The 26683-nt window shown below is 55.0% G+C and carries 27 protein-coding genes; 19 read left to right on the top strand and 8 right to left on the bottom strand.

The genetic code is table 11. The annotated features are described in order from the left end of the window. Window positions 1-6: 6 nt before the first annotated feature. Window positions 7-1155, bottom strand: coding sequence for an N-acetylglucosamine-6-phosphate deacetylase (gene nagA / locus BBA90_RS15070; protein WP_065649865.1), 1149 nt, complete (start codon window positions 1153-1155; stop codon window positions 7-9). Between the two features lie 56 nt (window positions 1156-1211). After that, a complete protein-coding gene (gene nagB, locus BBA90_RS15065) occupies window positions 1212-2012 on the bottom strand; it encodes a glucosamine-6-phosphate deaminase (RefSeq protein ID WP_065649864.1) in 801 nt (266 codons plus the stop codon). Window positions 2013-2351: 339 nt separating this feature from the next. On the opposite strand from nagB, the gene nagE reads away from it, so the two are divergent. From nagE to BBA90_RS15050, 3 genes are all read left to right on the top strand, one after another. Next, window positions 2352-4376 (top strand): N-acetylglucosamine-specific PTS transporter subunit IIBC, encoded by a 2025-nt coding sequence (gene nagE, locus BBA90_RS15060; RefSeq protein WP_065650494.1) that lies wholly within the window; start codon window positions 2352-2354, stop codon window positions 4374-4376. A 149-nt stretch (window positions 4377-4525) separates the two neighbouring features. Beyond that, the gene (gene glnS, locus BBA90_RS15055; protein WP_065649863.1) at window positions 4526-6196 is read left to right on the top strand and encodes a glutamine--tRNA ligase; all 1671 of its coding nucleotides are present in this window, start codon (window positions 4526-4528) and stop codon (window positions 6194-6196) included. Window positions 6197-6431: 235 nt separating this feature from the next. Beyond that, complete coding sequence (locus tag BBA90_RS15050) at window positions 6432-6827, top strand: hypothetical protein (protein ID WP_065649862.1); 396 nt, start codon at window positions 6432-6434, stop codon at window positions 6825-6827. Window positions 6828-6888: 61 nt separating this feature from the next. On the opposite strand, the gene fur is transcribed toward BBA90_RS15050, so the two are convergent. The 4 genes from fur to ybfF form a co-directional block, all read right to left on the bottom strand. Beyond that, the gene (fur, locus tag BBA90_RS15045) at window positions 6889-7335 is read right to left on the bottom strand and encodes a ferric iron uptake transcriptional regulator (RefSeq protein ID WP_039383181.1); all 447 of its coding nucleotides are present in this window, start codon (window positions 7333-7335) and stop codon (window positions 6889-6891) included. A 357-nt stretch (window positions 7336-7692) separates the two neighbouring features. Further along, the gene (fldA, locus tag BBA90_RS15040) at window positions 7693-8223 is read right to left on the bottom strand and encodes a flavodoxin FldA (protein WP_065649861.1); all 531 of its coding nucleotides are present in this window, start codon (window positions 8221-8223) and stop codon (window positions 7693-7695) included. 137 nt (window positions 8224-8360) lie between these two features. Next, window positions 8361-8636, bottom strand: a complete 276-nt coding sequence (gene ybfE, locus BBA90_RS15035; RefSeq protein WP_039383184.1) for a LexA regulated protein — start codon at window positions 8634-8636, stop codon at window positions 8361-8363. Window positions 8637-8795: 159 nt separating this feature from the next. Further along, window positions 8796-9560 (bottom strand): esterase, encoded by a 765-nt coding sequence (gene ybfF / locus BBA90_RS15030; protein WP_065649860.1) that lies wholly within the window; start codon window positions 9558-9560, stop codon window positions 8796-8798. Window positions 9561-9803: 243 nt separating this feature from the next. Between ybfF and seqA the strand changes: the two genes are divergently transcribed. Both seqA and pgm read left to right on the top strand, forming a co-directional pair. Further along, on the top strand, window positions 9804-10343 hold the full coding sequence (gene seqA / locus BBA90_RS15025) for a replication initiation negative regulator SeqA (protein WP_065649859.1): 540 nt from the start codon (window positions 9804-9806) through the stop codon (window positions 10341-10343). Between the two features lie 25 nt (window positions 10344-10368). Continuing rightward, window positions 10369-12009: a phosphoglucomutase (alpha-D-glucose-1,6-bisphosphate-dependent) gene (gene pgm / locus BBA90_RS15020; protein WP_065649858.1), complete on the top strand. Its 1641-nt coding sequence runs from the start codon at window positions 10369-10371 to the stop codon at window positions 12007-12009. 40 nt (window positions 12010-12049) lie between these two features. Here the strand turns inward: pgm and kdpE are convergent, their stop codons facing one another. After that, window positions 12050-12724, bottom strand: a complete 675-nt coding sequence (gene kdpE, locus BBA90_RS15015) for a two-component system response regulator KdpE (protein WP_065649857.1) — start codon at window positions 12722-12724, stop codon at window positions 12050-12052. Between the two features lie 238 nt (window positions 12725-12962). Here kdpE and BBA90_RS15010 point away from each other — a divergent pair, with 238 nt between their 5' ends. The 11 genes from BBA90_RS15010 to nei all read left to right on the top strand — a co-directional run bounded on the left by BBA90_RS15010 (window position 12963) and on the right by nei (window position 22196). Then, a complete protein-coding gene (locus BBA90_RS15010; protein ID WP_065649856.1) occupies window positions 12963-13163 on the top strand; it encodes a YbfA family protein in 201 nt (66 codons plus the stop codon). A gap of 148 nt (window positions 13164-13311) precedes the next feature. Then, window positions 13312-14268: a YbgA family protein gene (locus tag BBA90_RS15005; protein ID WP_065649855.1), complete on the top strand. Its 957-nt coding sequence runs from the start codon at window positions 13312-13314 to the stop codon at window positions 14266-14268. Window positions 14269-14280: 12 nt separating this feature from the next. Continuing rightward, entirely contained in the window at window positions 14281-15708 is a 1428-nt protein-coding gene (gene phrB, locus BBA90_RS15000; RefSeq protein WP_065649854.1) for a deoxyribodipyrimidine photo-lyase, read from the top strand. Between the two features lie 18 nt (window positions 15709-15726). After that, window positions 15727-16470 carry a type 2 GTP cyclohydrolase I gene (locus tag BBA90_RS14995; RefSeq protein ID WP_065649853.1) on the top strand — a complete coding sequence of 248 codons (744 nt, stop codon included), beginning with the start codon at window positions 15727-15729 and terminating at the stop codon, window positions 16468-16470. A gap of 153 nt (window positions 16471-16623) precedes the next feature. Continuing rightward, window positions 16624-17283, top strand: a complete 660-nt coding sequence (gene pxpB / locus BBA90_RS14990; protein WP_065649852.1) for a 5-oxoprolinase subunit PxpB — start codon at window positions 16624-16626, stop codon at window positions 17281-17283. Further along, window positions 17277-18209 carry a 5-oxoprolinase subunit PxpC gene (pxpC, locus tag BBA90_RS14985; protein WP_065649851.1) on the top strand — a complete coding sequence of 311 codons (933 nt, stop codon included), beginning with the start codon at window positions 17277-17279 and terminating at the stop codon, window positions 18207-18209. Before pxpB ends, pxpC begins: the two co-directional genes overlap by 7 nt. Further along, window positions 18199-18936, top strand: a complete 738-nt coding sequence (gene pxpA, locus BBA90_RS14980) for a 5-oxoprolinase subunit PxpA (RefSeq protein ID WP_065649850.1) — start codon at window positions 18199-18201, stop codon at window positions 18934-18936. The genes pxpC and pxpA overlap by 11 nt, the downstream gene beginning before the upstream one ends. A gap of 59 nt (window positions 18937-18995) precedes the next feature. Continuing rightward, on the top strand, window positions 18996-19724 hold the full coding sequence (locus tag BBA90_RS14975; RefSeq protein ID WP_065649849.1) for a DUF969 domain-containing protein: 729 nt from the start codon (window positions 18996-18998) through the stop codon (window positions 19722-19724). Further along, complete coding sequence (locus tag BBA90_RS14970) at window positions 19724-20740, top strand: DUF979 domain-containing protein (RefSeq protein WP_065649848.1); 1017 nt, start codon at window positions 19724-19726, stop codon at window positions 20738-20740. The genes BBA90_RS14975 and BBA90_RS14970 overlap by 1 nt, the downstream gene beginning before the upstream one ends. A 7-nt stretch (window positions 20741-20747) precedes the next feature. Then, complete coding sequence (gene pcp / locus BBA90_RS14965) at window positions 20748-21395, top strand: pyroglutamyl-peptidase I (protein WP_065649847.1); 648 nt, start codon at window positions 20748-20750, stop codon at window positions 21393-21395. A 12-nt stretch (window positions 21396-21407) separates the two neighbouring features. Next, window positions 21408-22196, top strand: coding sequence for an endonuclease VIII (nei, locus tag BBA90_RS14960; protein WP_065649846.1), 789 nt, complete (start codon window positions 21408-21410; stop codon window positions 22194-22196). Between the two features lie 71 nt (window positions 22197-22267). Here the strand turns inward: nei and BBA90_RS14955 are convergent, their stop codons facing one another. Further along, window positions 22268-23551 carry a citrate synthase gene (locus BBA90_RS14955; RefSeq protein WP_065649845.1) on the bottom strand — a complete coding sequence of 428 codons (1284 nt, stop codon included), beginning with the start codon at window positions 23549-23551 and terminating at the stop codon, window positions 22268-22270. A 632-nt stretch (window positions 23552-24183) separates the two neighbouring features. Between BBA90_RS14955 and sdhC the strand changes: the two genes are divergently transcribed. From sdhC to sdhA, 3 genes are read left to right on the top strand one after another with little or no spacing between them, the layout of a single operon-like run. After that, on the top strand, window positions 24184-24573 hold the full coding sequence (sdhC, locus tag BBA90_RS14950; protein WP_039383221.1) for a succinate dehydrogenase cytochrome b556 subunit: 390 nt from the start codon (window positions 24184-24186) through the stop codon (window positions 24571-24573). Beyond that, on the top strand, window positions 24567-24914 hold the full coding sequence (gene sdhD, locus BBA90_RS14945) for a succinate dehydrogenase membrane anchor subunit (RefSeq protein WP_065649844.1): 348 nt from the start codon (window positions 24567-24569) through the stop codon (window positions 24912-24914). Before sdhC ends, sdhD begins: the two co-directional genes overlap by 7 nt. Beyond that, a complete protein-coding gene (gene sdhA / locus BBA90_RS14940; RefSeq protein WP_065649843.1) occupies window positions 24915-26681 on the top strand; it encodes a succinate dehydrogenase flavoprotein subunit in 1767 nt (588 codons plus the stop codon). Window positions 26682-26683 lie beyond the last annotated feature (2 nt).

Below are 26683 nucleotides of genomic sequence, written 5' to 3'. Positions count from 1 at the left end.
CAATGCTTACTCGCTGAGGACGCTCTCTCCATTGACGAACGTCTTAATGATTTGATAATCGCGGGTAAAAACAGTGAGGTTAGCGGCTTTTCCTGCAGCTACCGTGCCCAGCTGTTTTTCCACGCCCATAGCTCTTGCCGGATAAAGCGTTGCCATACGTAGCGCCTCATCCAGGGCAATGCCGCAATACTCTACGCTGTTCTGCACCGCTTCAATCATTGTCAGTGCTGAACCGCTCAGGGTTCCATGCTCATCCACGCACAGGCCATTGCGATAGTATATTGTTTTACCTGCAAAAATGAATTTATCAATCGCGGCACCTGCCGGCGCAGTCGCGTCAGTCACCAGAATCAGCCGTTCGCCTTTAAGCCGTTTTGCCATGCGCACGTTAGCGTAATTGACATGTAAGCCATCTGCAATGATGCCGCAGTATACATCAGGCGAATCAAACAGCGCACCGACCAGTCCGGGTTCACGTCCGCTAAAAGGGCTCATCGCATTATAAAGGTGGGTCGCGAAAGTAATGCCAGCGCTGAATCCGGCTTTTGCTTCGGCATAGGTCGCATTAGAGTGTCCGGCCGAGACGATAATACCGGCTGCGCTGAGCTGACGAATAACGTCGCTGCCTGCCTGTTCAGGCGCCAGCGTGACTTTAGTAATGACATCGGCGTTGGCACAGAGATAGTCGACCAGTGCAGGATCGGGCTGGCGTATCAGGGCGGGATTGTGCGTCCCTTTTTTCTCCCGGTTAAGCCAGGGGCCTTCAAGGTGCAAACCCAGCGCCTGATTCTGATGCGTTGTCAGCCAGGCTCGCATAGTCTCTACCGCCCGCTGCATCAGTTCATCACTGCTGGTAATCAGCGTGGGCAGAAAGCTGGTACAGCCTGACTTTTCATTAGCGCGCTGCATTATCTCCAGCGTTTCCACGCTCAGCGCCTCAGGCGAATCGTTGAATTGCACACCGCCGCAGCCGTTAAGCTGCAGGTCGATAAAGCCGGGAGCGATAAATGCGCCTGCCATATCCTGTTGCGGTAGTGCTGCATCCAGCATGGCGCGCGGGCAAACCCGATCAATAATACCGTCCGCGATAACTACCGCGTGATCGTCCAGAATGTCATAGCCGGTAAAAATCCGGCCGTTTACTAATGCGTACATTATCTCTCTCCCGGCTGCGCCAGCTGCCAACGACAGCAGGCTTCTACATCGTGCTCTCAGACGCCCTGCATATTTTCCGCTTCAAGCTCGCGGAAATATTTTACCGTTTTAACTTTCAGTTCCATTGTCGCCGGCTCATCGCATACCACAACCGCTTTTGGATGCAGCTGCAGACAGCTGATGGTCCACATATGGTTTACGTTGCCCTCTACCGCCGCCTGAAGCGCCTGCGCTTTGACGTGACCTGTAACCAGAATCATCACCTCTTCTGCATCCAGCAGCGTACCCACGCCAACGGTCAGCGCATATTTAGGTACCTGGCTGACATCGCCATCAAAAAAGCGTGAATTAGCGACACGCGTATCATGCGTCAGCGTTTTTATACGGGTACGCGATGAGAGCGAGGAGGCGGGTTCATTAAACGCGATATGACCATCATTGCCTACACCACCCATAAACAGATGGATTTTACCGAGCGCACGAATCTTCTCTTCATACTGGCGACATTCTGCGTCAATATCTTCCGCATTGCCATTCAGAAGATTGATGTTTTCTGACGGAATATCAACGTGATCGAAAAAGTTGCGATACATAAAGCTGTGATAGCTTTCCGGATGCGCTTTGGGCAGGCCGACATATTCATCCATGTTAAATGTCACGACATGTTTAAAGCTGACCTGGCCTGCTTTGTGCATCTCAATAAGATGCTTGTAAGCTTCCAGCGGAGTGCCGCCCGTAGGTAACCCCAGAACAAAGGGACGCTCCGGACCTGGGTTAAAGGCGTTGATCCGGTTGACGATATGGCGGGCCGCCCATTTTCCTACCTGAGCAGGCGTAGCCAGCGGAATCAGTCTCATAGTGCACCTCGGTTAAACAGATAAAAGAATGTGCTGTAGCTGCCGTCATTAAGTGTGAACGCGGTCAGCGCGTTTATCAGCAGGCTATAGCGAAAAAGAGCGATTGATATTTTTTATCATAAAATAAGTTTGTAGCAGTGACCAGTATTAAGCGACTTATATTGGCTATTAAGGTGATAAAAGTCACAACTGGAGCGGTTTTAATTTGCGAGGCGAATTAATTTATCTTTACACTGCATCTCGCAGAGAATCGTCTTTTCAACACGCCAGGTGCCGGGATAATAAAATCAACCCGTACCAGGGGATACGCCAGTCTCATAGGGGGAGAACAAGGTGAGTATATTAGGCTATTTACAAAAAGTCGGCCGCGCGCTGATGGTGCCGGTGGCCACGCTGCCAGCCGCCGCTATCCTGATGGGGGTCGGCTACTGGATCGATCCCGACAGCTGGGGAGCAGGTAATGCGCTGGCGGCACTACTGATCAAGTCAGGCTCCGCCATTATTGACCACATGTCGGTACTGTTTGCGATTGGTGTTGCTTACGGTATGTCTAAAGATAAAGATGGCGCAGCGGCCCTGACCGGTTTTGTCGGCTTTCTTGTCGTGACCACGCTTTGTTCACCTGCTGCGGTCGCGATGATCCAGAAGATGCCGGTTGAACAGGTACCTGCGGCATTTGGCAAAATTGAAAACCAGTTTGTCGGCATCATGGTGGGGATTCTTTCTGCTGAGATGTATAACCGCTTCAGCCATGTCGAGCTGCCTAAAGCGCTCTCTTTTTTCAGCGGACGTCGCCTGGTACCGATCCTGGTCTCCTTCCTGATGATTGTTGTGGCGTTTATTCTGATGTACGTCTGGCCAATAATCTTCGGCGGTCTGGTAAGCTTTGGTGAACATATTCAAAAGCTGGGGTCTGTCGGGGCAGGGGTATACGCTTTCTTTAACCGGCTGCTGATCCCGGTTGGCCTGCATCACGCGCTGAATTCCGTGTTCTGGTTTGATGTCGCGGGTATTAATGACATTCCAAAATTCCTCGGCGGCGCGCAGTCTATCGCTAACGGCAGCGGCATTCCGGGGATTACGGGTCGCTATCAGGCGGGCTTCTTCCCCATTATGATGTTTGGCCTGCCGGGTGCAGCACTGGCTATCTACCACTGTTCTCGTCCGGAAAACAGGGCAAAAGTGGGCGGTATTATGCTGGCGGCCGCTTTTGCAGCCTTCTTTACCGGCATCACCGAGCCGCTGGAATTCTCCTTTATGTTCGTGGCTCCGGTCCTCTATGTGATCCACGCGGTCCTGACCGGAATTTCGGTGTTTATTGCGGCCAGCATGCAGTGGATTGCCGGCTTTGGCTTTAGCGCCGGCCTGGTAGATATGGTGCTCTCGTCGCGTAATCCACTGGCGGTGCACTGGTGGATGCTGATCCCGCAGGGCCTGGTCTTCTTCGTGATCTATTACGTAGTGTTCCGTTTTACTATCCGCAAATTCAATCTGCTGACGCCGGGCCGCGAACTGGCAGCGGATGATGAAACGGATGGTTATGATGTGAATGTTATGCAGGAAAATAGCGGGGAAACGGCGACTGAATCGCTGGCACGTCGCTATATCGCTGCCGTTGGAGGGTCTGAAAACCTGACCCATATTGACGCCTGTATCACGCGCCTGCGTCTGAACGTGAAAGATTCCGCGCAGGTCAGCGAAGGCGTGGCAAAACGTATCGGCGCGTCAGGCGTCATCCGTCTTAATAAGCAGAGCGTGCAGATTATTGTGGGTACGCAGGCGGAGAGTATCGCTACCGCGATGAAAACGGTATTGACCAAAGGCCCGGTAGCGGCCGCCAGCGCGGCGCCTGTGGCTAAACCGGTGGTGACTGCAGCTGCGCCAGCTCCTGCCGCTGCACATAAGGCGATTGCCACGCTGCTGGCACCGGTATCAGGTCACGTGGTTGCTCTGGATAATGTACCGGACGAAGCGTTCGCCAGCAAAGCGGTGGGCGATGGTCTGGCGATTCAGCCAACGGGGACGCGCGTGGTGGCACCGATTGCCGGTACCATAGTAAAAATCTTCAACACTAATCACGCCTTCTGCCTTGAAACAGAGAGCGGCGTTGAGATAGTGGTGCATATGGGATTGGACACCGTTGCGCTGGCAGGACGCGGTTTCACCCGGCTGGTGGAAGAGGGTAAAACCGTTAGCGCTGGCGAGGCGATCCTCGAGATGGATCTGGACTATCTGAATGCCCATGCGCGCTCGATGATCAGTCCGGTAGTGGTCAGCAACAGTGATGACTTCGCGGGTCTGACGCTGCTGGCAACAGGCACCGTTGTTGCCGGGGAAACGCCGCTGTATGAGGTGAAAAACTAACCCCTTAAGTCTGACTGATAAGGCAGGAAGCGATTCCTGCCTTTTTTGTTTTAAAAGCGCCAACAAACGGTTGTTTCCCTTCAGCGCTTTGTGGATCATACTCCGTTACTTCGAGGTAAAATCACCCGTTATTGTTTGAGGATTTTGAGATGAGTGAGGCTGAAGCCCGCCCAACGAACTTTATTCGTCAGATCATCGACGAAGATTTGGCGAGCGGTAAGCACAGTTCTGTGCATACCCGTTTCCCGCCAGAGCCCAATGGTTATCTGCATATTGGCCATGCAAAATCGATCTGCCTGAACTTTGGAATTGCACAGGATTATCAGGGCGAATGCAATCTGCGTTTCGATGATACCAATCCGGTTAAAGAGGATATGGAATTCGTCGAGTCGATCAAAAATGATGTGCAATGGCTGGGCTTTGAGTGGAGCGGCAACATTCGTTACTCATCCGACTATTTTGATCAGCTGTTTAGTTATGCTGTTGAGCTGATCAACAAAGGACTGGCGTACGTTGATGAACTGTCACCCGAGCAGATCCGCGAGTATCGCGGCACGCTGACGGCGCCGGGCAAAAATAGCCCGTATCGCGATCGCAGCGTTGAAGAGAACCTGGCGCTGTTCCGGAAAATGCGCGACGGTGGCTTTGAAGAGGGTAAGGCCTGTCTGCGTGCCAAAATCGATATGGCTTCCAGCTTTATCGTTATGCGCGATCCGGTGCTGTACCGCATTAAGTTTGCCGAGCACCATCAGACCGGCAACAAGTGGTGCATCTACCCGATGTACGATTTCACGCACTGCATCTCCGATGCGCTGGAAGGGATCACGCATTCGCTCTGTACGCTGGAGTTTCAGGATAACCGCCGCCTGTATGACTGGGTACTGGATAACATTACCATTCCGGTGCATCCGCGGCAGTATGAGTTTTCGCGCCTGAATCTTGAGTATGCTGTGATGTCGAAGCGCAAGCTGACGCAGCTGGTGAGCGAGAAGCGGGTAGAAGGCTGGGACGATCCGCGTATGCTGACCGTTTCAGGTCTGCGCCGTCGTGGTTACAGCGCGGCATCAATCCGTGAGTTCTGCCGCCGAATCGGCATCACTAAACAGGACAATATCGTTGAGATGGCTTCGCTGGAGTCGTGCATTCGTGATGATCTCAACGAAAATGCGCCGCGTGCTATGGCCGTACTCGATCCGCTCAAAGTCGTGATTGAAAACCTGCCAGCCGGACATGATGAGATCATCACCATGCCAAACCACCCGAACCGGCCGGAGATGGGAACGCGCGAGGTGCCTTTCAGCCGTGAAGTGTGGATCGACCGCGCGGATTTCCGTGAAGAAGCCAACAAACAGTACAAGCGTCTGGTCCTGGGTAAAGAAGTGCGCCTGCGCAACGCCTATGTGATCCGCGCTGAGCGCGTGGCAAAAGATGAGGCGGGCAACATCACCTGTATCTATGCGACCTGCGATGTGGATACGCTGAGCAAAGACCCGGCTGATGGCCGTAAAGTAAAAGGGGTGATCCACTGGGTTTCCGCGATTCATGCGCTGCCCGCTGAGTTCCGCCTCTACGATCGCCTGTTCAGCGTGCCTAACCCGGGCGCGGCAGAGGATTTTCTCGCGACGCTGAATCCGGATTCGCTGCAGATTAAGCAGGGCTTTGTGGAGCCAGGACTGCGTGAAGCGGCGGCAACCTCGCCGTATCAGTTCGAGCGCGAAGGCTATTTCTGTGCAGACAGCGTTTACTCGCAGCCATCAGCGCTGGTGTTCAACCGCACTGTAGGCCTGCGCGATACCTGGGCGAAGATCGGCAGCGAATAATAACCGCTTCCGGCATCATAAAATTATATAAGGGCGAGCTTTCGCCCTTTTTTATTATCCTCTTTTGCGTAGCGGCAACCATTTATTCTGCATTAAATAAAATCGCGCACATACCCGGGTTTACGACTTGTCTGACTTTAAAAAAATTAACGCATTTGACCGTGTTAAATCCTTTTTTTCAGGTAGGCTATGCGCACTCCGGACTTGGTCTGTGGCTAGTAAAAAGGGAAAAATAATGACAAGCCTCGCTCAGGAAGCCAAACACAGTGTTGTGGTTTTACATCAGCTCATTGAACGTATTTTTAATCATGCTGATGTCAGCACCGATACCATGGGGCTGCTGCTGTCGCACTTCCATCCTGATTTCCGGATGGTAACGCCACAGGGCAGACAACTGGATTTGAATGACGTTGAAGATCTGTTTCGCCGCCTGTGCGGACAGCGTGAAGGGATGCGCATCGCGACCAGCGAACATGCAATCATTTCTGAGCAGCAAAAAGAGGTCATCATTCAGTATCGCGAACTGCAGATAGTGAATGGCGAGAGCCACAGCCGTATTTCGCTGGCAGTGCTGGACTGCAGTACGGCAAATCCGCGCTGGCGCTACCTGCAGGAGACGCTGGTCGCCTGAATCGCAGCCACAAAAAAACCGGTGCCTGCACCGGTTTTTTTATCTTGCCGCATAGCTGACGTTATTTATCGTTATGCAGGGTTTCATCTTCACGGCAGTCACCCACTTCGCAGTGACCATACAGGTACAGACTGTGGTTGGTGAGCTTGATACCGTGACGGGTCGCGATTTCGCGCTGGCGCGTTTCAATCGACTCATCGCTGAACTCAATTACTTTACCGCAGTCCAGGCAGATAAGATGATCGTGATGCTGCTGCTGCGTTAATTCAAAAACAGACTTGCCGCCTTCGAAGTTATGGCGGGTTACAATGCCCGCGTCATCAAACTGGTTCAGAACGCGATATACCGTGGCCAGACCAATCTCTTCGCCCATGTCGATCAGGCGTTTGTACAAATCTTCCGCGCTGACGTGATGGCACTGGGGTTCCTGAAGCACTTCCAGAATCTTTAGTCTGGGCAGCGTGACTTTCAGGCCAGCCTTTTTCAATGCGGAATTGTTGTCAGTCATGCGGATATTGTCCTGTTACTTTGCTAGTCATTTGCGGCTTAACAGCCTTGAATGTGTGGTTAACGCGCATTCTCATTTGCGTCTCATTATAGAACCGGGGCAGGCGAATAGAAACCAGGCAAATGCTAAAGAAATCACCAGAGGCGGGAATAACGCTCTTGCTGTCGCCGGCGGGATTATACAGTGCTGGGTTTCTCAGTTCACTCAGCCTCAGCCTGCTGACAGAGGAATAAGCCGTTAACCGTTGCGGGTATTCTACAGAATTGCAGGGAAAAGTTAAAAAAGCGTAGCTATTATTTTTATAGGCAATTCCGTTACCCGATGTTAACAGTACCTGAATCGGGTAACGGCAACACATTATGCCTCAATAATTTCTTTGAGCTGCAGCTCATCAAAAATCTGCTTCACCCAGCCTTCAACGCGTTCATTCGTCAGCTCTGGCTGGCGATCTTCATCAATCGCAAGTCCGAGGAAATGTTTGTCATCGGCCAGACCTTTAGACGCTTCAAAATGGTAACCTTCGACAGGCCAGTGACCCACGATGATCGCACCATTTGGCTCGATAATGTCGCGAATGGTACCCAGTGCATCACAGAAATACTCAGCATAATCTTCCTGATCGCCACAGCCAAACAGCGCCACCAGTTTACCATTGAAGTCGATCTCTTCCAGCGTCGGGAAGAAGTCATCCCAGTCGCACTGCGCTTCACCATAATACCAGGTAGGAATGCCCAGCAGCAGGATATCAAACGCTTCCAGATCTTCTTTGGTGCTTTTAGCAATGTCATGCACTTCGGCGACATCTTTACCCAGTTGTTTCTGGATCATCTTTGCAATGTTTTCGGTGTTGCCGGTATCGCTGCCGAAGAAAATGCCTACGATTGCCATGGGTTAGGTAACCTCTTAAATCCTGAATGTGAGAGTAAGTCAACAGACTGTACAGATAAGCGAATGATAGCAGACCCTGAAAAAGCGCGGAACGCGCAAAGCGCAGAGTTTGTGTTCCTCTGTGCGGTCTGCATAAATTATATGAGTTTGAGCTGTGTCAGCAGCATCTGCTCAATCAGCTCGCTGCGGCTGATATTTTGCTGCTCAGCCAGCGTGTTGAGCGCGTCAACCGCTTCGCCGGACATTTTGAGCTCTACGCGCCGCAGCCCACGAACCTTATCGCGTTTAAGCTGATTGCGCTTATTAATGCGCAGCTGCTCATCGCGCGACAGCGGGCTGGTTTTCGGGCGACCCGGTCGTCGCTCGTCTGCAAAGAGATCAAGCGTGGTACGGTCTGTCTGTTCTTTTGCCATGATTTGCGAAACTGAGTGGGCGCGAACGGCGCCGCGCGATTAAACACATTATCGGCCCAGCCACCGTGTATAACCACCGTGGCAAAATTTTAGCGCGACATCATACTCCAGCGTCAGACGTGACGCCAATCTTAAACATAGTGCAGTAAGCTTTTGCTTTCAGAGCGTAAAAAAGCGTCGCACAGCACGTAATACGGCATCAGGCTTCTCTGCATGTACCCAATGTCCGGCACCGGCAATGACCTGCGCCCGCGCCTGAGGAAACTGGGCCAGCAGCCTGTCCCGATAGTGATTATCCAGATAAGGAGAGTCGCCGCCGCGAATAAACAGCGCCGGATGAGAAGAGACAGGGAGAGGTTCCCAGCCCGATATCGTTGTGTAGTTATCCCACAATACGGGCACATTGAACCGCCACTCCCCCTCAGCGAAGGACTTCAGGATAAACTGAATGATCCCCTCTTCAGGCACAAATTGCCGCATTATCGCCGCCGCTTCGCTGCGGCGCGTCACGCCTGCCGCAGTGACCGCGCGAATCGCCGCGAAAATCTCATCGTGCCGGCGCGTCTGATAGTCGACGGGAGCGATGTCAATCAGCACCAGCTTGCCAACGCGTTCAGGCGCCAGCGCACTCAATGCCATAGCGATTTTGCCCCCCATCGAGTGCCCAATCACATCAACCTGTGTTATCTGCTGTGCATCCAGCGTATCAACCATATCCTGCGCCATTGCAGCATAGCTCATGCTGTTGCTGCGCGCCGATAAACCGTGATTGCGGACATCCACCTGCAGCGTTGTACGCGTGTCGGCTACGCCACGTGCCAGCCCGCCAAGGTTATCCAGGCTGCCAAACAGACCGTGGATAAGCAAAATCGGTGCGCTGTGAGAATCAGATTGTGCAGTTTGCAGACGAGCATTCAAAATCATGGCTAAAGTTCTTACGGTTGAGAGCGTGGGTTAGGGTATCATGATTCTACCTGTCCGGGTGGCGGTCGCCAGGTATTAGGGCATATTCTGACTTTTGCCCGTAAACGTTGCCAGCGCTATCAGCTACTGCGGATTTAACTTTATAATCAATATGTCAGATCCCAGACTCTCTGCGTGCCCGCTACCGGTAAGGGCGTTGCAGAATGCGGGATTCTGCTAGTTGCCAGACTCGTACGGAATAAGATGAAAACGATTGAAGTTGACGAAGAACTCTACCGTTATATTGCCAGCCACACGCAGCACATCGGTGAAAGCGCCTCAGACATCCTGCGTCGCATGCTGAAATTTACCGCCAGCTCGCGCGCTGTCGCTGCGTCGGCAGCTACGACCCCGGTAAAAGAGGCAGCAGCAGCCGAGCCTGAAGCGCGTCCGCAGGATCGCGTGCGAGCCATGCGCGAGCTGATGCTGTCAGATGAGTATGCCGAGCAGAAAAAAGCGGTTAACCGCTTTATGCTGATTTTGTCAACGCTCTATCGTCTCGATCCTGATGCATTTGCCGATGCTACCGCATCGCTGCAGGGGCGTACGCGCGTCTATTTTGCCGGTAATGAACATACGCTGCTGCAAAATGGCACGCATACTAAGCCTAAGCATGTGCCAGGTACGCCATACTGGGTCATCACAAACACCAATACAGGCCGTAAATGCAGCATGGTGGAACACATCATGCTGGCTATGCAGTTCCCTTCGGAGCTGACAGAGAAAGTTTGCGGCACCATTTAAACTGAAGCGTCAGGGAGAAGCGCCAATGGCCAATCACCCCCGTGCCGGGCAGCCTGCCCAGCAGAGCGATTTGATTAACGTTGCACAATTAACCTCGCAGTATTATGTCCTGAAGCCGGATGCGGCTAACCCGGACCATGCGGTGAAATTTGGCACATCTGGCCACCGCGGCAGCGCGGGACGTCACAGCTTCAATGAAGAGCATATTCTGGCTATCGCACAGGCGATCGCCGAAGAGCGTAAAAAGAACGGTATCACCGGTCCATGCTACGTGGGCAAAGATACGCACGCGCTCTCTGAACCCGCTATCCTGTCGGTACTGGAAGTACTGGCAGCGAACGGCGTGGATGTCATTGTGCAGCAGGATAACGGCTACACGCCAACGCCCGCTATCTCCAATGCCATTCTGGAGCACAACAAACGCGGCGGTGCGCAGGCTGACGGCATTGTGATCACCCCTTCGCACAACCCACCGGAAGATGGCGGCATTAAATACAATCCGCCAAACGGGGGTCCGGCTGATACTAACGTTACCAAAGTGGTGGAAGATCGCGCTAATCAGCTGATCAAAGGCGGTCTGCAGGATGTGAAACGCCTGCCGCTGGATCAGGCGTGGCAGAGCGGCCACATTGTCGAGCAGGATCTCATTCAGCCCTACGTTGAAGGGCTGGCACAGGTTATCGACTTCCCGGCGATTCAGAAAGCGGGACTGAAAATTGGCGTAGATCCGCTTGGCGGCTCCGGTATGGCTTACTGGCAGCGCATCGCTGAGCATTACAATCTCGATCTGACCATCGTCAATGACGCTATCGATCAGACGTTCCGCTTCATGCATCTGGATAAAGATGGCGTGGTGCGCATGGACTGTTCGTCAGAGTGTGCGATGGCCGGTCTGCTGGCGTACAAAGATAAGTTTGATCTCGCCTTTGGCAACGATCCCGATTACGACCGTCACGGTATCGTCACGCCAGCTGGCCTGATGAATCCTAACCATTACCTGGCCGTTGCCATCAACTATCTGTTCCAGCATCGTCCGCAGTGGGGCAGTGATGTTGCCGTCGGCAAAACGCTGGTCTCCAGCGCAATGATTGACCGCGTGGTTAATGATATCGGCCGTAAGCTGGTAGAAGTCCCGGTGGGCTTCAAGTGGTTTGTTGATGGTCTGTTTGATGGCAGCTTTGGCTTTGGCGGCGAAGAGAGCGCGGGAGCGTCCTTCCTGCGTTTTGATGGCTCAGCCTGGTCAACGGATAAAGATGGCATCATTCTCTGCCTGCTGGCCGCTGAAATCACTGCGGTGACCGGCAAAAACCCGCAGCAGCACTATGATGAACTGGCAGATCGCTTTGGCGCACCAAGCTACAATCGTCTGCAGGCATCAGCAACCTCGGCACAGAAAGCTGCGCTCTCAAAACTGTCGCCGGAGATGGTCAGCGCTGACACGCTGGCAGGCGATCCGATCACTGCACGCCTGACGGCTGCTCCGGGTAACGGCGCATCCATTGGCGGGCTGAAAGTGATGACGGAGAACGGCTGGTTTGCCGCGCGTCCGTCCGGTACTGAAGATGCGTACAAGATTTACTGTGAAAGCTTCCTTGGCGCTGAACATCGCGAGCTGATCGAGAAAGAAGCGGTGGAAATTGTCAGTGAAGTTCTGAAGAACGCCTGAGAATGAAACCGTGAAAAGGGCCGCTGCTGCGGCCCTTTTTTTATGGCATAAAACGGTAGCCGATGCCGGTTTCCGTCAGCAGGTGAGCCGGCTGCGTCGGATTGGTTTCCAGCTTCTGGCGCAGATGGCCCATATAGATGCGCAGATAGTGGCTATGCTCAACCGCATTGGGTCCCCAGACCTGATTCAGCAGCTGGCGCTGCGTCAGCACCTTGCCGGCGTTGTTCAGCAGCAGGCTGAGCAGGCGAAACTCGGTTGGCGTCAGATGCACTTCCTGACCGCTGCGGGTAATCCGGCGGGCGGACAGATCGACACAGACCTCTCCAAACAGCACGCGCGCATCGGGCTGACTGCCCTGATGACGCCGCAGTGCGACCCGCACCCTGGCCAGCAGTTCACCAATGCCAAAGGGTTTTGTCAGATAGTCATCCGCACCCGCATCCAGCGCTGCGATCTTATCCTGCTCATCGCTGCGGGCTGACAATACAATAACCGGCATACTGCTCCACTGCCGTACTTCGCGAATGAATGCAATGCCGTCACCGTCAGGCAGGCCGAGATCGAGGATCACCAGGTCGGGCTTTCGCGTTGCCGCTTCAATCAGACCACGCTGCAGCTGTTCGGCTTCAACAATTTTGAGGCCTTCACTTTCAAGCGCCAGGCGTACAAAACGACGGATCTCTTTTTCATCTTCCACAATTAAAATGGTTGTCACGCGGGCTCCTGCGACACGGTTTTCTCTACTTTAGCAATAAACCGCAGCGGCGTCCGCGCAGGTATTTGCCACAGTAAGATAACCCGTCTTTCACACCGTTGTAACGTCATCCCGCACCCCACAATAAACGGTCAAAAAAAGTTCAGAACAGGTGGTCTGATGAGTAGCAAAAGTGTGCAGCCAGGAGTAATATTTGCGACAGATCACATTTTATAATTAACTGCTCAGGAGGAATGCGATGGATAAGTGCTATTCACTGCCAAAAATTATTATACGGCGTACGCTGGTGCTGATTGCCGGTATTACAGCGCTTCCTTTTATGCTGTTCCGCCGCGATCGTGCGCGCTTCTATAGCTATCTGCACCGTATCTGGTGTAAAACCAGCACTAAACCGGTATGGCTGGAACAGTCTGAACTGGCTGGCGGCATCTACTGGTAATGGTGACTTTCTGACTGAGGCGGACGTTTTTACCCAAAGCGCCCGCTTTTTTTGACGAAATTTTTTGCACACTGCCTGTCACCTCATGCCATTCGCTGCCATTTGCGCTACACTTAAACCTCTACAAGATTTTGGAGGTTGTACAAGTATGAGCGAGAAAATTCCTGTCGGCATCAGTGCCTGCCTGCTCGGGGATAACGTCCGATTTGATGGCGGCCACAAGCGTTTTGCCTTTGCAACGGACGAACTCGCGCAATTTGTGCGCTATGAGCCCGTCTGTCCTGAGATGGCTATTGGTCTGCCTACACCCCGGCCGGCGTTAAGGCTGGTAAAACAGGGCGACGACCAGATTCATATCTGCTTCAGCAAAGATGACAATGAAGAAGTGACCAGTGAAATGCGCAGCTGGTCAGCGGAGCGCGTCAAATCGCTGCACCATCTTTGCGGCTATATTCTTTGCGCCAAATCACCCAGCTGCGGTCTGGAGCGGGTGCGCGTTTACGATCCTGCCACAAATAACAACCGTAAATCAGGTATCGGCATCTTTACGTCTTTTCTGCAGCAGGAGATGCCCTGGCTGCCGCTGGAAGAGGATGGACGCCTGCACGATCCGGTTCTGCGGGAAAATTTTACCGGGCGCGTGTTTGCGCTGCATGAGTTCAATGAAATGTGGCGTAGCGGGTTAACACGGCACAAACTGATCGCCTTTCACAGTCGCTACAAACTGCTGCTGTTGTCGCATGCACAGGACGCCTATCGCGAACTGGGACGCTTCGTCGCCGCTATGGATAAGTGGGCGTCGCTGGAAGAGTATGCCTTTGAGTACCGTAATCGTTTGATGCAGCTGATGTCGCATCGGGCCTCGCGACGCAATCACACCAACGTGCTGATGCATGTGCAGGGCTATTTCCGGCCAAAACTCAGCTCTCCTCAGCGTCAGGAACTGGCACAGCTGATCGATCGCTATCGCTGTGGCGTTCAGCCGCTGCTGGCACCCATCACCATGCTGAAACATTACATGGCTGAGTATCCGCACCCCTGGCTGGCACAGCAGCGCTATTTTGATCCCTACCCTGAAGCGTTGCGTCTGCGTTACGGACAATAAGGACGAGGCACCATGACCACACACCTGCTCTGGCTGCGCAACGATCTGCGTATTAACGATAACAGCGCGCTGGCAGCAGCGTGTCATGACAGAGAGGCTGACGTGCTGGCGCTGTTTATCGCTACGCCGAAACAGTGGCAACAGCACAGCATGTCTGCAAAACAGGCCACATTTATTCACCAGAATCTGTGTGAGCTGCAGCAGGCGCTGGCGGAGCGCGGCATCCCGCTGCATTTTCATCAGTGCGATGATTTTGCGGCTTCGGTCGACTACCTGCGCGACTTCTGCAAAACGCACCGTGTGGATGCGCTGTTTTATAACTATCAGTATGAAATCAATGAGCGTGAACGCGATGCTGCGGCAGAAAAGCAGCTGGATGAGCAGGGCGTTACCTGTCAGGGATTTGATGACAGCCTGCTGCTGCCGCCCGGCAGTGTGCAGACCGGAAATAACACTACGTTTAAAGTTTTTACGCCGTTCAGCAAAGCGTTTCTCAAACGGCTGCAGCAGGGATTGCCGGAGTGCCACAAGGCCCCTGAAGCACGCAGGGGTGCGCCGCTGAAAAGCACGAAAAAAATCCCCGCCTTTGATTATCCGGCTGAAGAACCCGATGAAAAGCTGTTTCCGGCTGGCGAACCGGCGGCGTTAAAACGCCTGCGCGCGTTTGCCAGACAGCCGGTACTGGATTATCCGTCAGAGCGCGACGCGCCCGCCAGCGACGGCACCAGCCAGCTGTCAGCCTATCTTTCAACCGGCGTACTCTCACCCCGTCAGTGCCTGCATCGGATAGTGACAGAGCATGCCGATGCGCTGAAAGGGGGGAAGGCGTTTACCTGGATCAATGAACTGATCTGGCGGGAATTTTATCGCCATCTGATTGTAGCCTACCCGGCGCTCTGCAAGCATCAGCCGTTTATCGACTGGACCCATCACGTCAGCTGGCAGAAAGAGAGTGCTCACTTCGACGCCTGGAAAGCGGGTAAAACCGGCTTTCCGATTGTTGATGCAGGCATGCGCCAGATGAACAGCATTGGCTGGATGCATAACCGGCTGCGCATGATCACTGCCAGCTTCCTGGTGAAAGATCTGCTTATCGACTGGCGGCAGGGCGAGCGCTACTTCATGGAACAGCTGATTGACGGTGATTTTGCTGCCAACAACGGCGGCTGGCAGTGGGCGGCTTCCACCGGCACCGATGCCGTGCCCTATTTCCGCATCTTTAATCCGACTACGCAGGGTGAACGGTTCGATAAGCAGGGCACGTTTATCCGGCAGTGGCTGCCGGAGCTGAAAGAGGTGCCTGACAGTGATATTCATCAGCCGCACGTCTGGGCGAAGAAAAACAACAGGAAGCTCGATTATCCTCTGCCAATCGTGGAACATAAGGCGGCACGCAAAAAAACATTAGACGCTTTTGAACGCGCACGCGGCGCGGCCTGAGGCGCTTACGGAGCTTTTATGAATAACTTTGAGCTGGAACAGATCGTTAACCAGCAGCTAAACAGCAGCGCGTTTAGCGACTACGCGCCAAATGGACTGCAGGTAGAAGGGCGCAGTGAAATCAGGACCGTTATTACCGGCGTCACGGCTTGCCAGGCGCTGCTGGATGAAGCGGTAACGCGCAACGCAGATGCGGTTCTGGTGCACCACGGCTATTTCTGGAAAAGCGAAACGCCGGTGATAAAAGGCATGAAGCGACAGCGTCTGCGCACGCTGCTGGCGAACGATATTAATCTGTATGGCTGGCATCTGCCGCTGGATGCGCATCCGCAGCTGGGAAACAATGCGCAGCTGGCGCGTCTGTTTGATATTGATGTCAAAGGCGAAATCCAGCCGCTGGTGCCCTGGGGTGAACTGCGCACACCGCTCAGCGGCAGCGATCTGGCAGATAAAATCACGCAGCGCCTGGGCCGCACGCCGCTGCACTGTGGTGATAATGCACCCGCGCTGATTAAACGCGTGGCCTGGTGCAGCGGCGGGGGGCAGGGATTTATCGACAGCGCTGCCGCCGCCGGGGTGGACGCGTTTATTACGGGTGAGGTCTCTGAGCAGACCATTCACAGCGCGCGCGAACAGGGGCTGCATTTTTTTGCTGCCGGTCATCATGCTACCGAGCGCGGCGGCATTAAAGCGCTGGGCGAGTGGCTGGCGCAGCAGCACCACCTTGATGTTACCTTTATCGATATCAATAATCCTGCCTGAGTTTCTCTCTCTGCGCCCGCCCGTCGGGCGCAAACTGGTTGACACATCTCCGCCACTTTTGCATAACCTATTGAACCTGAGCAGCTATGTGAAAGGTTTATCGCGCCGCGGTATGTCTGGCGGCGCGCGTTATTCACGATCGGGAGGTGGGTTTTGCAACGAGCACGTTGTTATTTACTGGGAGAGCGGGCGGTTGTGCTGGAACTGGCGCCGCCGGTTTCGCTCGCCAGTCAGCAGCGCATCTGGGGATTGTGTCAGCAGCTGCAGCAGTATGAACAGGTGCAGGAGGTGATCCCCGGTATGAACAACCTCACGCTAATACTGCGCGAGACACAAACCGATGCGCAGGACGCCATTGAGCGTCTGCAGCGCTGGTGGGAAGAGAGCGAAGAGCGGCCGCAGGAGGATCCCCGGCTGATTGAGATCCCGGTAGTGTATGGGGGCAGCGCCGGACCCGATCTGCCAGAGGTTGCAGAGCGCGCCGGGCTGACACCGCCGCAGGTGGTAGAGCTTCACAGCAGCGCGGATTACATTGTCTATTTTATCGGCTTTCAGCCCGGTTTTCCCTATCTGGGAGGTCTGGATACGCGACTGCACACGCCGCGGCGCGCAGAGCCCCGCGTGGTTGTTCCTGCGGGGTCCGTCGGGATTGGCGGCAGTCAGACCGGCATCTATCCGCTGGCTGCACCCGGCGGCTGGCAGCTGATTGGCCATACGCCACTCAGCCTGTTCGATCCGCAGCAGCAGCCGCCCACACTAATGCGTCCCGGCGATCGCGTACGGTTTGTGCCGCAGAAGGAGGGCATATGCTGAACATTTTACGCGCCGGATTAATGACATCGGTACAGGATCGCGGACGTCATGGCTGGCGTCAGCTGGGCGTCAGCCTGAGCGGCGCACTGGATGAGCCTTCCATGCGTACGGCAAATATGCTGGTTGGTAACAGCGAAAACAGTGCGGTGCTGGAGATTGTGCTGGGCCAGTTCAAAGCGGAATTTCAGCGCGACGGCTGGTTTGCGCTCACGGGCGCGGCCTGCAACGCGGAGCTGGATGGCAAGCCGGTCTGGACCGGATGGCGCCTGCCGGTGCGGCGCGGTCAGGTCCTTACGCTATCCATGCCAACCCGCGGCATGCGCAGTTATCTGGCGGTAAACGGCGGGTTTGCGGTAGCAGAAATGCTGGGCTCGCACAGCACCGATCTGAAAGCTGCGTTTGGCGGGTGGCAGGGCCGCAAGTTACAGGATGGCGATCGCCTGCCGCTGGGCGAGCCGACCCGCCGCTTCAGCCAGCCGGCGGGCGTGCGGCAGCTGCTGTGGGGTAACCGCATTCGTGCGCTGCCGGGACCGGAATACAGCGAATTCACCCATGATGCGCAGGAAGCATTCTGGCGTAATCCGTGGAAACTCAGTCCGCAGAGTAATCGCATGGGATACCGCCTGCAGGGCGACAGCCTGCAGCGTACCGCCACGCGCGATCTGCTTTCGCATGGCCTGGTGCCTGGCGTGGTCCAGGTGCCGCCAAACGGTCAGCCCATTGTGCTGATGGCAGATGCACAGACCACCGGCGGTTATCCGCGTATTGCCTGCATCATTGAGGCAGATATTTATCAGCTGGCGCAAATCCGGCTCGGCGAACCGATTCACTTTATTCCGTGCACGCTGGAGGAGGCGCTGCTGGCAAAACAGCAGCAGCAGCGCGCGCTGGATCAGATAGCCTGGGGGCTTACGCATGAAAATTGATCTCAATGCCGATCTTGGCGAAGGCAGCAGCAGCGATCGGGAACTGCTGTCGCTGGTAAGCTCTGCCAATATCGCCTGCGGTTTTCACGCCGGTGATGCGCAAACCATGCTGCAGTCGGTACGCTGGGCCAATGCGTCAGGGGTCGCAATCGGCGCTCATCCGGGCTTTCCCGATCGCGAGAACTTTGGCCGCACGGCGATGCAGCTGCCACCGGAGACCGTTTATGCCCAGATGATTTATCAGACTGGCGCGCTGAAAAGTATTACGGAAAGTGAAGGCGCGCGGCTGATCCACGTTAAGCCGCACGGCATGCTTTACAATCAGGCCGCCACCGATCCGCAGCTCGCTGACGCGATTGCCCGGGCAGTGCGGGCGGTGGATGCCCGGCTTATTCTGGTTGGCCTGGCGGGCAGCGAACTGATTGCGGCAGGTGCGCGGTACGGCCTGCGTACCCGTGAAGAGGTGTTTGCCGATCGGGGCTATCTGGCGAGCGGGGCGCTGGTGCCGCGCAGCCAGCCAGGTGCACTGATTGACGATGCCGATCAGGCGCTGGCGCAGACGCTGACGATGGTAAAGCAGCAGCAGGTAAAAAGCGTGAGCGGTGAGTGGGTCGCCGTCAATGCGGAGACGGTCTGCCTGCATGGCGATGGCGCGCATGCGCTGCAGTTTGCCCGCACGCTGCGCGCCGCGTTTGCAGCTGAGCAGATTGCCGTCAGCAGTGTATAACTCTCCCTTTTTTGCCCGGCACGCTGTTGCCGGGCTTTTTGTTTTCAGTGAGGAAAATCATGGAGAACGTTGTTAACCTCTGGCCCCTGCTGGGGATCCTGGCCATCATTATCGGCTTTTTATTACGCTTTAACCCGGTGCTGGTGGTCATTGTCGCAGGCTTTGTCACTGGCCTGGCGGCGCAGATGCCGCTCGGCGACATTCTGGAAAAGCTCGGTTCCGGCTTTCTGAATACGCGCAACCTGCCGCTGATCCTGCTGCTGCCGCTGGCGGTTATCGGTCTGCTGGAACGCCACGGACTGAAAGAGCGTGCGCAGAGCTGGATTGCGCAGATCAAAACCGCGACCGCCGGCCGTCTGCTCATCGTCTACCTGTTTGTGCGTGAAGCAACCGCCGCGCTGGGGCTGACCAGTCTGGGCGGCCATCCACAGATGGTACGTCCGCTGCTGGCACCGATGGCAGAAGGTGCGACGGAAAACCGCTACGGTGAAGTTTCACCTGAAATTCGTCACCGGCTGCGCGCCATGTCCGCCGCAACAGATAACGTCGGCCTTTTCTTTGGTGAGGATATCTTTGTCGCGTTTGGCGCCATTATCTTTATGCATAACTTCATGCAGGAATCAGCCGGTATTACCACCGAGCCGCTGCATATTGCGCTGTGGGGGATCCCGACCGCGCTGTGCGCCTTTCTTATCCACTCGGCTCGTCTGATACGGCTGGATCGCCAGCTGTCGCGTGAGCTGGGTGCGCTGAATCAGCAGGCGCTGCACGCCAGGGAGGAGAAGTAATGTTTCAGCAACAATATCTGATGTGGCTGGCAGGGGCGATTCTGCTGGTGGTGGCGCTGCTCTCCTGGGGAGACCGCGCTAATCCGCGTCGTCTGACCACCGGTCTCTTCTGGGCGCTCTACGGCCTGATTTTTCTGATTGGTGATGGCGCATATCAGCTGGCAGGGCAGTGGGCCGGCGACGCTGAGCTGGGCCGCCGCTGGCTGCATATTGCCACCGGGGTGGTCGTGGTTGTGATGGCGCTGATCGCCGGCTGCGGTGGTGTTCGCCTCGGACGCTATCATCAGCGCACGGATGCAGAAAAACAGGCCAGCGCCAGGCGTCTGGGCAATAAACTGTTCTTACCCGCCCTGGCAATACCGCTGGTTACGGTGATTGGCGTACTGGCGTTTAATCATATTCCCGGCCTGCAGGAGCAGGTGTTTGGCGCGGGCAACCACGCCACGCTGGTGACGCTGTTTTCAATGATGGTGGGCTGTATTCTGGGCTGGCTGATTGCGCTGGCGTTTACGCGGGAAAAGCCGCTGCAGTCGATGCAGGAGACACGCCGTCTGCTGGATGCAGTAGGCTGGGCATTTATTCTGCCGCAGATCCTTGCCACGCTGGGATTGCTGTTTACCAGCGCCGGTGTCGGCAGTGCGATTTCACACCTCACTGAACACTACCTGGCGGTGGATAACCGGCTGATTGCGGTGACGGTCTATGCCGGAGGAATGGCGCTGCTGACGATGGTAATGGGCAACGCCTTTGCCGCCTTCCCGATTGTAACTGCCGGCGTCGGCATCCCGATTCTGGTGCTGCAGCATGGCGGTAACCCGGCCGTCATGGCGGCGATCGGCATGTTCTCCGGCTACTGCGGTACGCTGATGACCCCGATGGCGGCAAACTTCAATATCGTACCGGCGCGCCTGCTGGAGCTGCCGGATCGTAATGCGGTGATCAAGGCTCAGGTTCCAACCGGTGTACTACTCTTGTTAGTGAATATTTTCCTGCTCTACTTCCTGATGTTTCTGTGAGGCAGTAATGAAAACGGTGTTGTTAACGGCTTTTGAGCCGTTTGGCGGTGAGCGTCTCAATCCTTCCTGGGAGGCGGTACGCGACTTTGACGGCAAAACGCTGGCTGGCGTGAAAGTGGTGGTACGCCAGCTGCCGGTGGTGTTTGCAACCTGTGGTGCCGTGCTGACTGACGCGCTGACCACCCTGCAGCCCGACGGCATTCTTTGCGTGGGGCAGGCGGGCGGGCGCTGCGATATTACGCTGGAGCGGGTGGCGATCAATATTCACGATGCGCGTATTCCCGATAACCAGCAGCAGCAGCCGGTGGATGAGCCGGTTGTGGCAGACGGGCCGGCGGCCTACTTCGCCACGCTGCCCATTAAAGCGATAGTTGCCTCGCTGCGGGAGGCGGGCATTCCCGCCTCGGTTTCGCAAACGGCCGGGACCTTTACCTGTAACAGCGTGATGTACTCTCTGCTGCACTGGCTGCATACCCATGGCAGCCCGGCACGCGGCGGGTTTATGCATATTCCATGGATGCCGCAGCAGGCAGTGAACCATCCTGGCGCACCCAGCATGTCCGTGAGCAGCGTGACACAGGCACTGGAAATCGCCATTCAGGTCATGATGAGCACCCAGGACGACATCCGCGTTGCGGGTGGCGCAACACACTAATCAGGAGTTTGTATGCCAGAGGGACCGGAGATCCGTCGGGCGGCGGATCAGCTGGAAGCCGCCATCGTGGGCAAACCGCTTACCGATGTGTGGTTTGCTTTTCCATCGTTAAAAACCTATGAGCCCGCTCTGCTGGGCGAAACGGTTAACGCTATTGAAACGCGCGGCAAGGCGCTGCTGACCCATTTCTCCAATGGCCTGACGCTCTACAGTCACAATCAGCTCTATGGCGTCTGGCGGGTGGTTGCCACGGGTACGCAGCCCGCTACCACTCGTCAGCTGCGGGTACGGCTGGAGAGCGCTGATAAAGCGATTTTGCTGTACAGCGCGTCTGATATTGAACTGCTGAATGCGGACACGCTCGGTGCACATCCGTTTCTGCAGCGCGTCGGGCCGGATGTGCTGGATGCCACGCTGACCGTCGCGGAGGTGCGCGAGCGCCTGCTGTCGCCACGGTTCCGGCGCCGGCAGTTCAGTGGACTGCTGCTTGACCAGGCTTTTCTCGCCGGGCTGGGCAACTATCTGCGGGTGGAGATCCTGTGGCATGCCGGCCTGCGTGCGCAGCACCGGGCGCAGGATCTGGATGACGCGCAGCTCGACAGGCTCAGTGAAGCGCTGCTGGCAATCCCGCGTCTCTCCTACAAAATGCGCGGCAGTATGAAAAAGTACCATGAAGAGGCGGCATTTCGCTTTGAAGTCTTTCACCGGCAGGGCAAAAAGTGCCGGCGCTGCGGTACCCTGATTGAGAAAGGCGTGCTCTCGTCACGCCCTTTTTACTGGTGTCCGGGGTGCCAGCTATAACCTGCTATGGGCAGATTACAGGCAAAAGAAAAGGGCAGAGAATTCTGCCCTTTTTTGTTTAACGCCGGCGCTTATTTTTTCAGCGCTGACTCAAACGGACGTTCGGTATAACCGGTATAGAGCTGACGCGGACGGGCAATTTTCATGCCTTCATCGTGCATCTCTTTCCAGTGCGCAATCCAGCCAACGGTACGCGCCATCGCAAAGATCACGGTAAACATTGAAGAAGGGATACCCATCGCTTTCAGAATGATGCCGGAGTAGAAATCGACGTTTGGATAGAGTTTACGCTCAATAAAGTAGGGGTCGTTCAGCGCAATGTGTTCCAGCTCCATCGCCACTTCCAGCAGGTCATCTTTCATGCCCAGCTCATTGAGCACTTCATGACAGGTCTCACGCATCACGGTTGCACGCGGATCGTAGTTCTTGTAAACGCGGTGACCAAAGCCCATCAGACGGAACGAGTCATTCTTATCTTTGGCGCGACGTACAAACTCCGGAATGTGCTCTACGCTGCTGATCTCTTCCAGCATACGCAGCGTGGCTTCGTTGGCGCCACCGTGTGCAGGTCCCCAGAGTGAAGCGATACCTGCCGCAATACAGGCGAACGGGTTAGCCCCGGATGACCCTGCGGTACGGACGGTAGAGGTAGAGGCATTCTGCTCGTGATCGGCGTGCAGGATCAGAATACGATCCATTGCGCGCTCCAGCACCGGGTTCACTTTGTACTCTTCACACGGTGTGGCAAACATCATATGCAGGAAGTTGCCGGCATAAGAGAGATCATTACGCGGATAAACAAAAGGCTGACCAATAGAATATTTGTAACACATGGCTGCCATGGTAGGCATTTTTGACAGCAGGCGGAACGCAGCGATTTCGCGATGGCGCTCATTGTTTACATCCAGCGAGTCGTGATAGAACGCTGCCAGCGCACCGGTTACGCCGCACATCACGGCCATCGGATGTGAGTCACGACGGAAACCGTGGAACAGACGGGTGATCTGCTCATGGATCATAGTGTGGCGGGTAACGGTAGTGCAGAACTCTTTGAACTGCTCCTGAGTAGGCGCTTCGCCGTACAGCAGGATGTAGCAGACTTCCAGGTAATTTGAGTGGGTTGCCAGCTGATCAATCGGGAAACCGCGATGCAGCAGAATACCTTCATCACCATCAATAAACGTTATTTTGGATTCGCACGACGCGGTAGAGGTAAAACCGGGGTCAAATGTAAACAGGCCTTGTGAGCCAAGGGCGCGGACGTCAACAACATCTTGTCCCAGCGTGCCTTGCATCACATCCAGTTCAAGAGTGCTGTTGTCTTGTAGGGTCAGCGTCACTTTTTTATCTGTCATTTTTCGTCTCCATAGCGCCTGGGTAGGTAAGGATCTTTAGACACCAGAATAGTTCGCATGTTGCGTAACACCACTCGCTTCAGATTATCACCTGGCAATAACCTGCACGTAATGAGGTTACGCAGTACAAAGGCATCCGGGGCAAGGATATTCGGACATGACATGGCGCTTATTGCAGATGTTAAAGATCCTGTCACGACATAACTTCTTGGTAACCAATAACCTGACGATTTATGTTGCTCGTTAGGGCAATGTTACATAACTTGAGCTTAGGGGAAAGTGTATCCCCATAACTTTTGTGCATCATAGGGCTTTAGTGCGATTGTTTGTAACTGAAATGTTGATCTATTGTCAAATCAGATAATTAAAAATGTATATTTTGTGAAAATCGTGACAGTGATCACTGTTCAGCTTAAATGTGACCAAACAGATTGTAGGGGAATTGTAATCAGAATGTGATCGTCCTATACTGCCGCCAGGTCTCCGGAATACCCTGACACCAGGAGTCACCCAGCGTTTTACCCGCTTCACTTAACACTGGATGTTGCTATTTTGGTGGCGGTTGTAGTCTGAACACGCTCAGTGCTCTGCTGCAACTCAGGACCGGAGGAAGCAAAATAAAAAAGAGCTGTGTGGGCAAAACCGTGAAAAAACAAAGACCTGTTAACTTGGATCTCACGACGATCCGGTTTCCCGTTACTGCAATATCGTCCATTCTCCACCGCGTCTCCGGCGTGATTACGTTTGTCGCTCTCGGAATTCTGCTCTGGTTACTGGGTCTCTCTCTCTCCTCTCCCGAAGGTTTTCAGCAGGCGGCGTCCATCATGGATAGCTTCTTTGCCAAATTCATCATGTGGGGCATTCTGACTGCGCTGGCGTATCATGCGGCAAGCGGTATCCGTCATATGCTGGCTGATTTTGGCTTTACCGCAGAGACCCTGCAGGTGGGAACCCGTACCGCGCAGGCGGTTTTTGTTATCACTGTCGTGCTCTCAATTCTGGCTGGAGTCCTCGTATGGTAAGCAATGCTTCTGCTTTAGGACGCAACGGTATCCACGACTGGCTCCTGGTCCGTGCTTCCGCAATCCTGATTACGCTCTACATCATCTATCTGCTCGGTTTCGTCGTAATGACCGATACGCTGACCTATGATGTCTGGCGCAGCTTTTTCGCCTCCTCCTTCACCAAAGTGTTTACGCTGCTGACCCTGTTCTCCATTCTGGTTCATGGCTGGATCGGTATGTGGCAGGTACTGACTGACTACGTGAAAGCGCTGGCGCCGCGTTTGTTGCTGCAGCTGGTTATTGTGGTCGCGCTGTTGTCGTATGCCGTTTATGGCACTGTTGTTGTGTGGGGTGTGTAAATGAATTTGCCAGTCAGAGAATTTGATGCCGTGGTGATCGGCGCAGGCGGCGCGGGTATGCGCGCGGCACTGCAAATCTCCCAGTCGGGCCAGAGCTGTGCCCTGTTATCAAAAGTTTTTCCAACCCGTTCCCATACTGTATCTGCGCAGGGCGGCATTACCGTTGCGCTGGGTAACACCCATGAGGATAACTGGGAATGGCACATGTACGATACCGTTAAAGGCTCCGACTACATCGGGGACCAGGACGCGATCGAATATATGTGTAAAACCGGTCCGGAAGCGATCCTGGAACTGGAGCATATGGGCCTGCCGTTCTCCCGTTTAGACGATGGCCGCGTTTATCAGCGTCCGTTTGGTGGCCAGTCAAAAAACTTTGGCGGCGAGCAGGCAGCGCGTACCGCTGCTGCGGCTGACCGTACAGGTCACGCCCTGCTGCATACGCTGTATCAGCAGAACCTGAAAAACAAAACCACTATCTTCTCCGAATGGTATGCGCTGGATCTGGTGAAAAACGCAGATGGCGCGATTGTGGGTTGTACCGCTATCTGCATTGAAACCGGTGAAACCGTCTACTTCAAAGCCAAAGCGACTATTCTGGCAACCGGCGGCGCGGGACGTATCTACCAGTCCACCACCAACGCCCACATCAATACCGGCGACGGCGTCGGCATGGCAATTCGTGCGGGTGTTCCGATGCAGGATATGGAGATGTGGCAGTTCCACCCGACCGGCATTGCTGGCGCGGGCGTACTCGTCACCGAAGGCTGTCGCGGTGAGGGCGGTTACCTGCTGAATAAACATGGCGAACGCTTCATGGAGCGCTATGCGCCTAATGCCAAAGATCTGGCAGGCCGTGATGTTGTTGCGCGTTCAATGATGGTTGAGATCCGTGAAGGTCGCGGCTGCGATGGCCCGTGGGGTCCGCATATCAAACTGAAGCTCGATCATCTCGGGGCTGAGGTGCTTGAATCGCGCCTGCCTGGCATTCTTGAGTTGTCGCGCACCTTTGCGCATGTCGATCCGGTTAAAGAGCCGATTCCGGTCATTCCAACCTGTCACTACATGATGGGCGGTATTCCGACCCGCGTCACCGGACAGGCGCTGCGCGTGAATGAACAGGGCGAAGATGAAGTGATCCCGGGCCTGTTTGCGGTTGGCGAGATCGCCTGCGTATCGGTGCACGGTGCTAACCGTCTGGGCGGTAACTCACTGCTGGATCTGGTGGTATTTGGCCGTGCGGCAGGGGTACACCTGATGGAGTGTATCGCTGAGCAGGGCGAGCTGCGTGACGCCACGACGGAAGAGATTGATGCGGCTATGGCGCGCTTTAATCGCTGGGAAAACAACACTACGGGTGAAGATCCGGTTGAAATCCGCAAAGCGCTGCAGCGCTGCATGCAGAATAACTTCTCGGTGTTCCGCGAAGGCGATGCCATGCGCGAAGGCCTGGCGGAGCTGAAAGCGATTCGCGAGCGTCTGAAGAGTGCGCGTCTGGATGACCGCTCACCCGATTTCAATACGCAGCGTATCGAATGTCTGGAGCTGGATAACCTGATGGAAACCGCTTATGCAACAGCGGTTGCTGCAAATTTCCGCACCGAAAGCCGTGGCGCACATAGCCGCTTCGACTATCCGGAGCGTGATGATGCAAACTGGCTGTGTCACAGTCTCTATGTTCCGCAAACGGAAAGCATGACGCGCCGTGAGGTGAACATGCAGCCGAAACTGCGCGCGGCCTTCCCGCCGAAAGCGCGTACTTATTAATT

This window comes from Pantoea eucrina, assembly GCF_001691555.1.
GTDB lineage: Bacteria > Pseudomonadota > Gammaproteobacteria > Enterobacterales > Enterobacteriaceae > Pantoea > Pantoea borealis.
Note: the sequence above shows the minus strand (reverse complement) of the source record. Positions and strands in the feature narration are given on the sequence as shown.